The 224-nt window shown below is 66.5% G+C and carries 1 pseudogene; it reads left to right on the top strand.

Annotated features, from left to right (window positions below):
* Window positions 1-224: pseudogene (locus ACQ4LH_RS22335) on the top strand (hypothetical protein); the annotation flags it as partial.

Genomic DNA, 224 nt, shown 5'->3' with positions numbered 1-224 from the left:
TGTATAAGAGAGAGGCCCATCGCCGGGCAGGCAACCACCGCACAGCCCMCCAKGTKSCGGGGGGAGGSSGGGGTGATCTGCGGCGAGCTGCTGGCCGCGCGCTTTGGCCTGCCGTTCTGGCAGGTCACCGCCACAGCCACGGATTCGAACCGCTACGTGCTGCGCTGGGCCCGCGCGATTACTCAGCGCAAGACCCTGCTGGCTGTCTCTTATACACATCTCCG

Source organism: Pseudomonas peli, from assembly GCF_050563605.1.
GTDB lineage: Bacteria > Pseudomonadota > Gammaproteobacteria > Pseudomonadales > Pseudomonadaceae > Aquipseudomonas > Aquipseudomonas peli_A.
The sequence above is the reverse complement of the archived record's forward strand: the minus strand, read 5'-3'. Positions and strand labels throughout refer to the sequence as shown.